General features: G+C 70.9%; 12 protein-coding genes. 4 read left to right on the top strand and 8 right to left on the bottom strand.

Going from position 1 to position 11,697, the window contains the following annotated elements; all coding sequences use genetic code 11:
- Positions 1-57: 57 nt before the first annotated feature.
- Genes ACFOD9_RS14730 through ACFOD9_RS14720 form a run of 3 tightly spaced genes read right to left on the bottom strand, consistent with a single transcriptional unit; the run spans position 58 to position 2,881 of the window.
- The gene (locus ACFOD9_RS14730) at positions 58-432 is read right to left on the bottom strand and encodes a response regulator (protein WP_379510890.1); all 375 of its coding nucleotides are present in this window, start codon (positions 430-432) and stop codon (positions 58-60) included.
- A complete protein-coding gene (locus ACFOD9_RS14725) occupies positions 429-797 on the bottom strand; it encodes a response regulator (protein ID WP_379510889.1) in 369 nt (122 codons plus the stop codon). The genes ACFOD9_RS14730 and ACFOD9_RS14725 overlap by 4 nt, the downstream gene beginning before the upstream one ends.
- The gene (locus ACFOD9_RS14720; RefSeq protein ID WP_379510888.1) at positions 794-2,881 is read right to left on the bottom strand and encodes a cache domain-containing sensor histidine kinase; all 2,088 of its coding nucleotides are present in this window, start codon (positions 2,879-2,881) and stop codon (positions 794-796) included. The genes ACFOD9_RS14725 and ACFOD9_RS14720 overlap by 4 nt, the downstream gene beginning before the upstream one ends.
- Before the next feature lie 160 nt (positions 2,882-3,041).
- Between ACFOD9_RS14720 and ACFOD9_RS14715 the strand changes: the two genes are divergently transcribed.
- Positions 3,042-4,856: a sensor histidine kinase gene (locus tag ACFOD9_RS14715; protein WP_379510887.1), complete on the top strand. Its 1,815-nt coding sequence runs from the start codon at positions 3,042-3,044 to the stop codon at positions 4,854-4,856.
- Between the two features lie 12 nt (positions 4,857-4,868).
- Here ACFOD9_RS14715 and ACFOD9_RS14710 read toward each other — a convergent pair whose 3' ends face one another.
- The gene (locus tag ACFOD9_RS14710) at positions 4,869-5,786 is read right to left on the bottom strand and encodes a response regulator (RefSeq protein WP_379510886.1); all 918 of its coding nucleotides are present in this window, start codon (positions 5,784-5,786) and stop codon (positions 4,869-4,871) included.
- A 195-nt stretch (positions 5,787-5,981) separates the two neighbouring features.
- On the opposite strand from ACFOD9_RS14710, the gene ACFOD9_RS14705 reads away from it, so the two are divergent.
- The 3 genes from ACFOD9_RS14705 to ACFOD9_RS14695 are packed head-to-tail and all read left to right on the top strand — an operon-like array spanning position 5,982 to position 7,964.
- Entirely contained in the window at positions 5,982-6,227 is a 246-nt protein-coding gene (locus tag ACFOD9_RS14705; protein ID WP_379510885.1) for a histidine kinase dimerization/phospho-acceptor domain-containing protein, read from the top strand.
- Between the two features lie 28 nt (positions 6,228-6,255).
- On the top strand, positions 6,256-6,867 hold the full coding sequence (locus ACFOD9_RS14700) for a heme NO-binding domain-containing protein (protein ID WP_379510884.1): 612 nt from the start codon (positions 6,256-6,258) through the stop codon (positions 6,865-6,867).
- The gene (locus tag ACFOD9_RS14695; RefSeq protein WP_379510883.1) at positions 6,864-7,964 is read left to right on the top strand and encodes a response regulator; all 1,101 of its coding nucleotides are present in this window, start codon (positions 6,864-6,866) and stop codon (positions 7,962-7,964) included. The genes ACFOD9_RS14700 and ACFOD9_RS14695 overlap by 4 nt, the downstream gene beginning before the upstream one ends.
- A 381-nt stretch (positions 7,965-8,345) precedes the next feature.
- Here the strand turns inward: ACFOD9_RS14695 and ACFOD9_RS14690 are convergent, their stop codons facing one another.
- The 4 genes from ACFOD9_RS14690 to ACFOD9_RS14675 are packed head-to-tail and all read right to left on the bottom strand — an operon-like array spanning position 8,346 to position 11,596.
- A complete protein-coding gene (locus ACFOD9_RS14690) occupies positions 8,346-9,104 on the bottom strand; it encodes a TorF family putative porin (protein ID WP_379510882.1) in 759 nt (252 codons plus the stop codon).
- Complete coding sequence (locus ACFOD9_RS14685; RefSeq protein ID WP_379510881.1) at positions 9,034-10,302, bottom strand: S8 family peptidase; 1,269 nt, start codon at positions 10,300-10,302, stop codon at positions 9,034-9,036. Before ACFOD9_RS14685 ends, ACFOD9_RS14690 begins: the two co-directional genes overlap by 71 nt.
- A complete protein-coding gene (locus ACFOD9_RS14680; protein WP_379510880.1) occupies positions 10,299-11,063 on the bottom strand; it encodes an anti-sigma factor family protein in 765 nt (254 codons plus the stop codon). Before ACFOD9_RS14680 ends, ACFOD9_RS14685 begins: the two co-directional genes overlap by 4 nt.
- Positions 11,060-11,596: an RNA polymerase sigma factor gene (locus tag ACFOD9_RS14675; protein WP_379510879.1), complete on the bottom strand. Its 537-nt coding sequence runs from the start codon at positions 11,594-11,596 to the stop codon at positions 11,060-11,062. The genes ACFOD9_RS14680 and ACFOD9_RS14675 overlap by 4 nt, the downstream gene beginning before the upstream one ends.
- Between the last annotated feature and the right edge of the window lie 101 nt (positions 11,597-11,697).

Genomic DNA, 11,697 nt, shown 5'->3' with positions numbered 1-11,697 from the left:
CCTCGGACACCTTGAATCAGCCAACAGCCTCCCGCGCAACCTTATTGAGTACGGACCCTAGGGCCGCAGGCGGTCCACCTCGGCGACCAGCCGGGCCAGGTCGATCGGCTTTCGCAGCAAGGGGGGCGCGTCGGCGCCGAAGGCCGCCGCCTCGGCCGCGGTCAAGGCGCGGCCGCTGAGCAGGAGGACCAGCGGCGCGCCCGCCGTGCCATGCCAGCCCAGCGCCAGCTCCGCCCCCGAGGCCGCGCCAAGCTGGAGATCGACAAGTGCGATCTCCGGCCGCGCCTCGACCACCAGGCGCAGGGCTTCGGCCGCATCCTGGGCCAGGCTCACCACGGCGCCATGGGCCTCGAACAGTTCGGCCAGTTCGGCGGCAGCCTCGGCATCGTCATCGACCACCAGCAGCCGCACCGGGGGATCGCGGCGCATCATCGCGCCAGTTCCCGCGCGATCAGGGCAAGCAGGCCATCATAGTCGACCGGCTTGACCAGCAGGTGGCGCGCCCCCGCCCGGGCGCAGCGCACATGAAGCGCCGGGTCGGAATAGGCGGTCAGCATGATGAAGGGCGGCGCACCATAGGCGGGATTATCGGCGGCCTCGGCCAGCACGTCCAGCCCGCTGCGGACCGGCACCTGCACGTCGCACAGCACCAGGTCATAGGCCCGCGCGCCCAGCGCGGCGAGACCCTGCGCGCCATCGGTGGCGAGATCGACCGCATAGCCGGCATCCTCCAGTTCAAGGGTGATGTCCTCGCCCAGGCCCGGTTCGTCCTCGATGCACAGGATGCGCGCGCTCATGCCCCTTCTCCCGCCAGCGGCAGGACGATCCGCACCACCAGGCCAGCAGGATCGCCGCGTTCCAGCTCCAGCCGGCCGCCGCTTTCCTCCAGCCGGCGACGGGCCAGGTGCAGGCTGACCCCGGCCCCGACGCTGCCCGCGGCATTGTCGCCGCGGAAAAACAACTGGCCGGCCTGGGCCAGTTCGGCCTCGCCCAGGCCCGGCCCGCTGTCGGTGATAGCAATCACCGCGCTGCCGCCCTCGCGCCGGATATCCACCCGCGCCGTGCCGCCCGCGCCGGAATAGCGCAGGGCATTGTCGAGCGCGGCCCGGATCGCGCCGACCACGGCCTCGGGATCGGCCAGCGCGGTCACCGCCTCGGTCCGGCCCGCCGCGATGCGCGTCCGATCCAGCCCCGCGCTGGCGGTTTCCACCGCCATTGCCAGGTCCACCGGCAGGGGGGCCGGCAAGGCCGCCGCGCCCTGCGGATCGGCCGGGGTCAGGCTGGTCACCAGCTTGTCGATCAGCTCGGCGATGCGGCGGACCGCGCCGCGCAGCCGGTCGGAGCGGCGGCGCAGGTCGTCCGGCCCGAGGCTCTCGGCCTTGCGCTCGATGATCTGGGCGCCGCTGTCGATCAGGGCCAGCGGCGTACGCAATTCATGGCTCATGATCTGCACCAGCCGCGCGTTCTGGTCGGCGGCCTGCTGCTGGCGCTGGTTCGCCTCGCGCAGCCCCTGCTCCTGGGCCACGATCCGTTCGTGGGCATCGCCCAGCCGGTTGCCCATGGCCACCAGGTCGCGGCCCAGGCCATCCAGCTCGGCCACATCGGCGCCGGCGAAATGCTGGCGGTGGGCGCCCTGGCCGATCCGCCCCATGATCCCCGAGATCTCGGCCAGCGGGCCGGAAAGTTCGGCGCTGACCCCGCGGGCACGGCGATAGAGGAACAGGAAGAACCCGAAGTAGAACAAGAGCAAGGCGGCGAACATCGCCAGGCCGACCAGCTTGAGCCGCCCCAGCAGGCTGTCGATCGGGGCGTTGATCACCTTGGCCGGGGCGATCACCACCAGCCGCCAGCCGGTGCCCGGCACGGTGGCGAAGCTGGCATAGTGGAGCCCGTCGAAGCGCAGCTCCGCCTCGCCGGCATCGGCCCGCCGCATCGCCTCGGCCAGCGGGCGGGTATCGGCGCGGCGGTTGAGATCGAAGGCATCGGGCTTGAAACTGTCCTGCCGGATCGCCTGCTCGTACTGGTGCGAGGTCAGCTCGCGGATGTTGAAATCCTTCTCGCCTTCGGGTGGCAGGGCGATGATCCGCCCCTCGCGGTCGACCAGCACGGCATAGGCCATCCACGGCAGGTTCATCCGCTTGAGCCGGTCGATGATCGCCCCCAGGCCGATGTCCAGCCCGACCACTCCGGCCAGCCGCTCTCCCCGCCCCGCGCCCTGCCAGACCGGCGCGATCGAGGAGATCATCCAGCCATGCCCGGCCGGATCGACATAGGCCTCGGTCCACACCGCCTTGCGCTGCGGATCGTGGCGGGCATCGGCCAGGTAATAGAAGTTGTAGGAGGGGATATCCATGTCGTGCGGATATTGGCCGCCGGCATCGATATAGGGGTAGATGCGGTTGTAGCTGCGGCTGGAGTTGAAATAGACCGACATCACCCCCGGCGTGCTGCGGTGGATGTCGATCATCAGCGGGTCGAGCGCGCCCAGCCTGAGCATGGCCGCCAGGTCCGCGCGGGACGGCCGGGTCTTCGCGGAATAGAAGCTCGCCGCACTGCCGATGTCCCGGGTGGAGTAGATCGCCCCGTCGGCATCGAACCGGTGGCGCGCCCGTTCGGCCGCCGAGGGCGTGAAACCCCCGTCGAGCGCGCGGCGGGTCTGGGCGGCGAGCAGCACGGTTTTGGCGGCATAGCCGGCCAGTTCCTTGTCGAGCGCGCCGGCCTGCTGGCGGGCCACCTCGCCCAGGAACCCGCGCGAGACCGCGCCGATCGTGGCGATGTTCTCGCGGTAGGTGATCGCGCTGCTGGCCCAGTAGATCGCCAGGAACCCGATTTCGACCACCAGCAGCGGGATGATTGCCGCGCGCAGATAGGAAAGCCACAATCGCCGCTGCAACGATATGGTTGTTTTTTCCTGATTATCAGCACTTTGGTACGAATGGTCGATTGACATTTGCAGTCCGGGGATTTCAATCGGTTGCGAGATGGCGCAGGTTGCCGGCGAGGGGTAGGGGCAGGACGTGAGTGACGCGGGCGCGGCGGATATGGCCCCATTTGCGCCGATCGGGGAAGCCGGCCTCAAGGCCTACGGGCTGCTGGGCACCCCGGTCTATATCTATTCCTTCGCCACGGCGCGGATCTGCTGGTCGAACGAAGCGGCGCTGGCCTTCTGGAACGCCCGGTCGGTCGACGAACTGCTGACGCGCGACCTCGGGCCGCACAGCACGGCCACCGCGATCCGCCTGGCCGAATACCGCGAAACCTTCCTGCGCGGCGGCCAGCGCACCGAGAACTGGACCTTCTACCCGCGCGGCCAGCCAACCACGGCGCTGTGCCGCTGCCGCGGGTTGAGCCTGTCCGGCCACCCCGAGGCGATGCTGGTGGAAATCCAGGCCCTGCCCCACGAGCAGTTGCCCATGGCCGAACTGCGCGCGATCGAGGCCTTGCGCCACATCCCGATGATGATCACGCTGTTCTCGCTGGGCGGCGAGGTGCTGATGCGTAATCCCGGCGCGCTCGCCACCTTTGCCGAGTTCGACCGGCTCCAGCCGCCTGGCACCGATCATTTCAAGGCGATGTTCGCCGCCCCGGACGAGGCCGATGCCCTGCTGCGCGAGGCCAGCCGCAGCGGCATCGCGCGCTCCACCGCGAGCATGACCCTGCCCGGCTGGCCGGTCCACTCGGTCCAGCTCTCGCTGGTCACCGATCCGGTCAGCGGGGCGCCGGCTTGCCTGGTCGCCCAGCAGGATATGTCCGAGCTGATCCAGGTCTCGCGCCGCCTTGCCGCCAGCGAGGAAGCGCTCGAGGCCGTGCTGATGCTCGACGTCGCCCCGGCGCTGGTCCTGTCGGTGGAGGACCGCCGGGTGATCCGGGCCAACCACGCCGCCCTGGCCCTGCTGGGCGACCAGGCCGAGAGCGGGCGCGATCCGGCCAGCCTGTTCGCCGATCCCGCCGCCTTCGATCGCCTGCGCGGCAAGCTGCTCACCCAGGGTTCGGCCAGCGCCCTGCTGGGCCTGCGCGATGCCCGCGGCGACACGGCGGGCTGCTCGGTCTCGGGCGCGCGCATCCGCTATGCGGGCGAGGATGCGCTGGTCCTGCTGATCGCCAATGTCGACGAACTCTACCAGACCGCCGCCGAACTGGAGGTCGCGCTCGACCTGGAGCGCCGGACCAGCACCCTCCAGCGCCGCTTCATGGCGGTGGCCAGCCACGAATTCCGCGCGCCGCTGGCGGTGATCGATTCGGCCGCCCAGCAGATCGAACGCAAGGGCGAAGGGATGAGCGCGGAACGGCTGGCGGCGCGCGCCGCGCGCATCCGCGATGCGGTGCGCCGGCTGCTGCGCCTCTACGACGATACCCTGGAGCGCGGGCAGAACGATCTGGGCGCCATGGGCTATGCGCCCCATCCCGGGCAATTGCGCGACGTGATCGCCGCGGTGGTGCAGGGCCACGCCGGGGGCGATCCGGGGGCGGATCCGGCGCCCGAATTCACTCTCGACCTGCCCGACCTGCCGGTGATGGCGCTCGATACCGCCCTGATGGAAAGCGCGCTCGCCAACCTGGTGGGCAATGCGCTCAAGTATTCCGACCCGCCGGCCAAGGTCGCGATCACCGCCGCTGCCGGGATCGACGATATCGTGGTGACCATCCGCGACCACGGCATCGGCATCCCGGCGGCGGAACGCGAGGCGGTGTTCGAGGAACGCCGGCGCGGGAGCAACGTGGGGGTGCGGCCGGGCACCGGCATCGGCCTGTCGCTGGTACGCCAGATCGTCGAACTGCACGGCGGGCGGATCGCCATCGTGGATACGCCGGACGGGCCGGGGACGACCTTCCGGCTCAGCTTCCCGCGGCTCTGAGGGCACCGGCCCTCAGGCTCCCACCCCGCCACGCCGACGCACGTCGGCCAGGTAGCGGGTCATCGCCTCCATCGTCCGGTCTTCCAGCTCCAGCATATCGCGCCGCCGGTCCTCGGTGTCCTTCCAGCGCCGGACCATGCCGGCATCGACCAGGCTGCGAACATAGCGCAGCGCCGTGCTGAGCGGGACATTGGTGGCCGCGCAGGCGCTGGACACGGCGATCGGCTTGCCCTCGAGCCGCGCCGCGGTGAGATCGAGCAGGATGTCCCAGGTCGGATCGGAAAAGAGCTGGCCATCCAGGAAATTGCCGCGCTTCTCGCGCATCCGCATGATCCCGCGCACCTGGGCCAGCATGGCCTCGCGCTCGGCCTCGGGGCTGAGCGGCGGCTGGTCGGCACCGGCGGCGGGGACCGGCCCCGCGCCCGCCCCGGGAATCGCGCCGGAAGCCTGGGCCTGTCCGGGCGCCTGGGCCTGCCGCGCGATCGCCATCAGGCGGAAGCCGGCATAGAGATCCTGCCAGGCGCGGGTCGCGCGGCGCAGGGCGCCGGCCAGGCCTTCCGGATCGACCGGCTTGGTCAGGAAGTCCTTGGCGTTGAACCGCATCGCCTCGACCGCGCTGGCCAGCGAGCCGTGGCCGGTGATGACGATCGGCACGATCGCGCGCAGCAGCGAAAAGCGCGAGGACATCTCATCAAGAAAGGCCAGGCCGCCAATGGTCGGCATTTCGAGGTCCGTGACCACGATCCCGATCGACGGATCCTCGGCCAGGCGTTGCAGGGCTTCCGCCGGGTTGGGCGCGCCGATCACATCGTAGCCGAGACGCGCGGCGTTTTCGCAGTATTCCTCAAGCGTATCGGCATCATCGTCAACGATCAGCACGCGGCAGCGCGGCAGAGCGCCTTCGGCCACAAAATCGATTGCGTGCTTCATCTCGTCCAGCCCATCGAAACGCAAATTGCCGATCAAGCCCAACGACCTAGTGCCGCCGGTCCGGTCTGCCTAACGCGATTGGTGGCAAAACGGCAGCAAAATGCCATGCAATCGGCACGACCTTGGCCCAGAATGCCCGCATTCGGCAAGCAAGCGGGCCTATGCCAATCCGCGCGGCTGTGCTGTGCGTGTGCCGTGGGTGGCAGCGGCCACGGGATCGGCTGGAAAGTCATGGTCGGGATGGAAACGGACGAATCGCGCAAGAAGCTGTCGCACGATGCGCGCCAGCCGCTCAACGCCATCAGGCTGGTCACGGCCAACCTCCAGGCGCGCCTGTCCGGCGCCCTCGATCCCGAACTGGCCGCCTGGACCGCCGCCAAGCTGGAAAAGATCGATCGCCAGGTGGACCGGCTGGCCGAACTGCTCGGCCGGCTGGACTGAACCGGCCGCGGAAAGGCAGGCGCGCGCGATGTATGGCATGATTCACCGGGCCATCCGGCAGATGGTGATCGAGACGGCCGGCCCCGGGGTCTGGGACGATCTCGAACGCCGCCTCGGCCTTGGCCCGGCCGACATGATCAGCGCCATGGTCTATCCCGACAGGCAGACCGTGGCCCTGCTGACCGCCACGGCGGAGCAGATGGGCCTCACCCTTCCGGAAGCCCTGCGCGAATTCGGCCGCCACTGGGTCCGCTTCGCCGCCTCCGGCCCCTATGCCGGGATCATGGATTTCGTTGGCCAGGACCTGGCCGGGTTCATCGCCAACCTTGACCGGATGCACCACGCGGTCCGCGTCGCCATGCCCGAAGCCCAGGTGCCCGGCTTCACCGTGCTGAACGAGGAGCCAGGCGCGAATGGCGGGGATGGACCGCGCCGCCTCCACCTCGCCTACCGCTCCACCCGCGCCGGGCTGGAACCCTTCGTAGAAGGCCTGCTCGAAGGGCTGGCCGCGCGGTTTGGCCGGGTCGGCACGGTCACCTTCCTCGGCCATGGGCCGGGCGGCGCAGAATTCCTGGTCGAACATAGCCCCCCGCACAGCCCCGCGCACCACCGCCCGCACCGCGCCGGACCGCCGGCATGATCCACCTCGAACTGGGCAGCGAACGGCTTGGCCGGCTGTTTCCCGCCTACCTGTGCGTGGGCGCGGCGGGGACCATCCGTTCGGCCGGCCCGGCCCTGCGCCGGCTGGCGGGCGACTGGGTGCTGGGCGCCGCGCTTGACCAGGTGCTGGAAGACACGCCCGACCTGGCGCTGTCCGCCGCGGCGGACAAGCCGGTCCAGTTGCGCCTGCGCCAGCCCGCGCTCAGCCTGTCGGGCAGCGTCATCGCGGCGGGCGGCGATTACCTGCTGGCCCTGGGCATCGTGCCCGAACGGACCTGGCCGCTGGCCCAGTCGCTCCAGATCGCCGATTTCGCGCCCTCCGATCCGGTGGTGGCCGCGATCATGCAGTCAGGCATCCAGGCCGCGCTGATCGACGAATCCAAGACCATGGCGCTCGATCTCGCCGCCGAACGGCAGCGGGTGATCGACCTGCTCGGCCGGATCAGCCGCGCCTCGGCGCACATGGCCCACGAATTCAACAACGTCGTCTCGATCATCGGCCTCACCTGCGATCGCCTGCTGCGCGAGCGGACCGACGATCCAGACCTGGCCCAGCTGGTCGGGATCATCCGCGACACGGCCCAGCGCGCCGCGGCGATGACCCAGGCCGCCATGGCCCTGGCCGACCGGCAGGGCGATGCCGAGGCGCACTTCCCCCCGCCGCTCCCCGCCGCCACGCCGGCCGCCACGCCCGCATCGGCCCGTCACCGCGCGCCCGGCGCGGCGCGGGTTCTGGTGGTCGAGGACGAGCACCATGCGCTCGAGGCGCTGGAGGACCTGCTGGTCGATCTGGGCTATGACGTGGCGGCCTGTGGCGATCCCGCCGCGGCGCTGGCCCTGCTCGCCCGCGAGCGGTTCGACGTGCTGCTGACCGACGTGATCATGCCGGGGATCACCGGGCTGGAACTGGCCTCGGCGGCGATCCGGATCGATCCGGAAATCGCGGTGGTCCTGATGAGCGGCTACCTGCCGGAAGGGGGCGAACGCCGCGAGGAATGGACCTTCCTCCGCAAGCCGCTCGACCTCGCCGAACTGGCCGGCACCCTCGCCAGCCGCGCGATCCGCCCGCCCGCCTGATCGCCCCCGATCGGGAAGACCACTCCTCCGCCCGGCCGGGGGACCGGGCGGAGGAACGGCGTCAGAGCCTGGCTATGACTTGTGCGACCCAAAGGGCTCCAACCGCAATGATCGCCCAGCTGAGGATGCTCAGGCCCAGGATGATCGTGATGCTGTTCCTGGGCATGGCTTCCTTCCGCGCCGGCGATCCGGCATTCGCCGCTCCCGCATCGCAGCGGGAGAGCAAGTTGCGATGGCCCCGATACTGACAGCCCGGCCAGGAGCCAAACCGCAACGGTGCCATTCTGGCAGTTGCGGTGCAGCTGCACCTCCTCGACCATCGCGGTGGTGAATGCCTGAAGTGCCAGCCTGAAGCACCTGCCTGAAGCGGGGCGCCGGCGCTCAGAACGCCCGGCTGAGCTGGGCGCTGAAGCGGACCTTCCCGCTGGGGCCGAACACCGGGTAGTTGGTGCCCGCCACGCCCAGGCCCAGGGTGAACGGGCCAAGCGGGCGGCTCGCACGCAGGCTCCAGTCCTCGTAGCTGATCAGGCTGGTATCGGGATCGCCCAGATCGTGCGGGATCAGGGCCAGCCCGCCATGGCCTTGCAAGGTCCAGCGGCCCAGGCTCGCCAGCCGCGCGTTGACATCGAGGTAATAGGTGTTGCGCCCGTCCGCCAGGTAATCGGGCGAAACGAAGGCGCGCACCTGCACCCGGCGCAGGGTGATCCCGGCATAGAGCTCGGTGAAGCGGGGGCGATAGGCATCGTCGTAGATCGAACCATAGCGGCGATGGATCGCGCCGGCCTCGACCGAAGCCTCGCCCAGGCGCAGCGCCACGCCGGCATAGAGGTTCGCCGCTGTCAGCCGCGGCGCCTCGCCGCCGGCGGCGAAGCTGGCATCGGCCCCGGCGAACAGCCCGCCGGGCAGATCCGCGCTGACCGCCAGGGCCAGGCCGGGATCGTCGGCGCTGATCGTCTCGCCCCGGAACAACTGGTTGCTAGCCAGCGTGACGTTTGCTGCCACCTGCGCCGCCGCGGGCGCGGCGCCCAGCAGCAGCGCCAGCCCCCCCGCCAGGCCCGGCCACGTGGCCCTAGCGCAGGCAAGCCCTGCGATCGAGGTGCGAAACCCGCGCAAGCGCGGCGCAGGCGTCAAGGGTGCCATGGGGGCCGAGCAGCGTTTCAGGCGCGGTGCGGCGGCCGGACAACTGCCGCAGCAGGGCCACCAGCCCGCTGACGTGGGCCGCGGCATAGGAGCTGCCGCTGACGAGATCCCATTTTCCCTCCGGCTGCGTGGTCAGGACATCCAGTCCGGGCGCCTTGTAGGCGGACTGCAATCGATCTGACAAGCGTTCGTCGCCCACCGCGACCACGCCCGGAAGGAAAGCCGGGAAGCTCGCCGCCGGGTCCTTCTGGTCCACCGCGGCGACCACGGTCGCCCCGCGCGCGCTGGCCAGGGCCACCAGCCGGGCGATCAGCGGGTCGCGCGGCCCGGTCAGGCTCAGGTTGACCACCCCGGCGCCGTGATCGATCGCATAGGTGAGCGCGCGGGCCAGCGTCAGGCTGTCGCACACCGTGACGCCGCCGGTGGCGCGCTCCCAGCAGGCCCGAAGCGCGAGGATGCGGGCATCGGGGGCCACCCCGGCGATCCCCTGGGCATTGTTGGACCGCGCCGCGATGATCCCGGCCACCCCGGTGCCGTGGCGTTCGGCCTGGGGGCGCCCGGGCACGAAATCGACCGAGCCGGCGAACTGCCCGGCAAGGTCGGGGTGCAAGAGATCCACCCGGCTGTCGATCACCGCCACGGTCACCCCGCGCCCGGTGGCCACGGCATGAAGCCGCGCTAGGTGCCAAAGCGAAGCGGCCGGCTGCGCGGAAAACAGCCGGTCGTTGTAGCTGACGGTGGCGGCGCGGGCGGGGCCGGGTGGCCGCGCCTCGAGCATCTCGAATTCGTTGAGCGGCTGCGACCACGAGACCCCGGGCACCGCGGACAGTTCCCGCACCACGGCCTCGACCGTCCGCCCGTCGCGGATCTCGAAAATGATGCAGTCCACCCCGATCAGCGGCATCGGCCACGAATCGACCAGGGCCAGGCGGTGCGCGCGGGCCACTTTGCGGGCAAAGCGCAGCCGCGCCTTGATACCCATGGCATCGCCATAGTCGCCGCCATAGTCGCTGCCCGAACGGTAATGCTCGGCGCCAAGATCGAGCATCATCATCACCCGGCGACTGGCCGACTGGGCACCGGCCACGGCCACCGGCGCGCCGGGCAATTCGGGCGCGGCGCGCGCCGGCCCGGGGCCGAGCGCGAAGGCCGCGCCCATGACCAGGGCCAGCACCAGCAACAGGCGCCGGCCGATCATTGCGGCGCCCCGCTGTCGAGCGGTTCGGCCAGCACCACGCCGGGCGCGGCGCGCAGGCGGGCGAGCACGGCATCGCGCCGCGCCGGATCGATCGCGGCCCGCGCGGTCCCCGCCGCCGAGGGCGGGCCGACCAGCACGGCGCCGGCCCGGCGGGCCAGGACCTGGGCTTCCAGGGCATCGATGCCGGGGGCGAACCGCACCAGGGCATTGGCCGCGGCCGGCGCGGCAGCATCGTCGCCCAGCACGCGGTAGGAGGCGGCGGCATCCGGCCCGGCCGTCTCGCGGTGCTGGCCCACGGCCAACACGATGCCAAGTCCCAGCCCGAAGACCAGCAGGAGCTGGGCCGCGATCCGGCCCAGTCCGGCAAGGCGCGGCGCCGAACGGGCCGGCGCCCGGGCTGCGCGAGCAGCGCGGACCGAAGCCAGGTCGATCACTTCGGCGGCACCCTCGGCGGCACTGGCAAGGCCGGCCGGTTCGGCCCCCGCTTCGCCAACCGGCGCGGCGGGCGCCAGGCCCAGCCGGGCCAGCAGTTCGGCCGGGATCGCCTCATCCTCGGCGGGAACGGCGGCGCGCACCAGCGAGTCCATCCCGCGCAGCCGGGCCGCGCGGGCAGCCAGTTCCTCGTTGCGGGCGGCAAGATCGGCCATCTCGGCATTCCCTTCCTCGTCCAGCTGGCCATCGAGCCAGGCGGAAATCCGCTCGTCATCCGGCAGGCGCGCTCCGGGCAAGCCCCGGCGCGGGGTCCGGTCATCGGTGCTCATGCCGCCACCATCCTTTCCGGGCCACGCCGGACAAAAGCCTCGACGAACTGGCGCGCCCGCGACACCCGGCTCATCACCGTCCCGATCGGGATCTCGAACAGCTCGGCCGCCTCGCGGTAGGACTGGCCGTCGATCACCACGGCGGCCATCACCGCGCGCAGCGGTTCGGGCATGGCCGCCAGGGCCGCGCGCGCCGCTTCCAGTTCCGAGCGGAATTCAAGCAGGGCCAGCGCATCCTCGCCGGGCAGGTCATGCGCCTCGTCGATGCCCACCGCGAAGCCGCGCACCTTCTCGGCCCGCAGGCGATCGATGTTGGCATTGCTCGCGATCTTCATCGTCCAGTTCTCCAGGCTGGTGCCCGGCTCCCATTGGTCGTGACGGGCCAGCGCCCGTTCGACGGTGATCTGCAAAAGGTCGTCGCCGAGATCGCGGTTCCCCGCCAGCCCATGGCAGAAGCGGCGCAGACGGGGCAGCAAGGCCACGATCCGCGCCTGGAACTTCTCTCGGGCAGCAGGGACACCGGCACTCGTCATCGAACCTCCACCCTGCCTCAACGGATCGCGCGGGGAATTATTCCCTTCGCGTAAACCATGTCCCGTTTCGGGATGAGGCGCGTGCGCCCGCCGCGCACCAT

This window comes from Novosphingobium bradum (genome assembly GCF_042646485.1).
Taxonomy (GTDB): domain Bacteria; phylum Pseudomonadota; class Alphaproteobacteria; order Sphingomonadales; family Sphingomonadaceae; genus Novosphingobium; species Novosphingobium bradum.
The sequence above is the reverse complement of the archived record's forward strand: the minus strand, read 5'-3'. Positions and strand labels throughout refer to the sequence as shown.

Bases quoted from the DNA above. Each gene is read 5' to 3' on its own strand.
- ACFOD9_RS14730 (WP_379510890.1), bottom strand. From the start codon at position 432: ATGATGCGCCGCGATCCCCCGGTGCGGCTGCTGGTGGTCGATGACGAT.
- ACFOD9_RS14725 (WP_379510889.1), bottom strand. From the start codon at position 797: ATGAGCGCGCGCATCCTGTGCATCGAGGACGAACCGGGCCTGGGCGAG.
- ACFOD9_RS14715 (WP_379510887.1), top strand. From the start codon at position 3,042: ATGGCCCCATTTGCGCCGATCGGGGAAGCCGGCCTCAAGGCCTACGGG.
- ACFOD9_RS14710 (WP_379510886.1), bottom strand. From the start codon at position 5,786: ATGAAGCACGCAATCGATTTTGTGGCCGAAGGCGCTCTGCCGCGCTGC.
- ACFOD9_RS14700 (WP_379510884.1), top strand. From the start codon at position 6,256: ATGTATGGCATGATTCACCGGGCCATCCGGCAGATGGTGATCGAGACG.
- ACFOD9_RS14695 (WP_379510883.1), top strand. From the start codon at position 6,864: ATGATCCACCTCGAACTGGGCAGCGAACGGCTTGGCCGGCTGTTTCCC.
- ACFOD9_RS14690 (WP_379510882.1), bottom strand. From the start codon at position 9,104: ATGGCACCCTTGACGCCTGCGCCGCGCTTGCGCGGGTTTCGCACCTCG.
- ACFOD9_RS14685 (WP_379510881.1), bottom strand. From the start codon at position 10,302: ATGATCGGCCGGCGCCTGTTGCTGGTGCTGGCCCTGGTCATGGGCGCG.
- ACFOD9_RS14680 (WP_379510880.1), bottom strand. From the start codon at position 11,063: ATGAGCACCGATGACCGGACCCCGCGCCGGGGCTTGCCCGGAGCGCGC.
- ACFOD9_RS14675 (WP_379510879.1), bottom strand. From the start codon at position 11,596: ATGACGAGTGCCGGTGTCCCTGCTGCCCGAGAGAAGTTCCAGGCGCGG.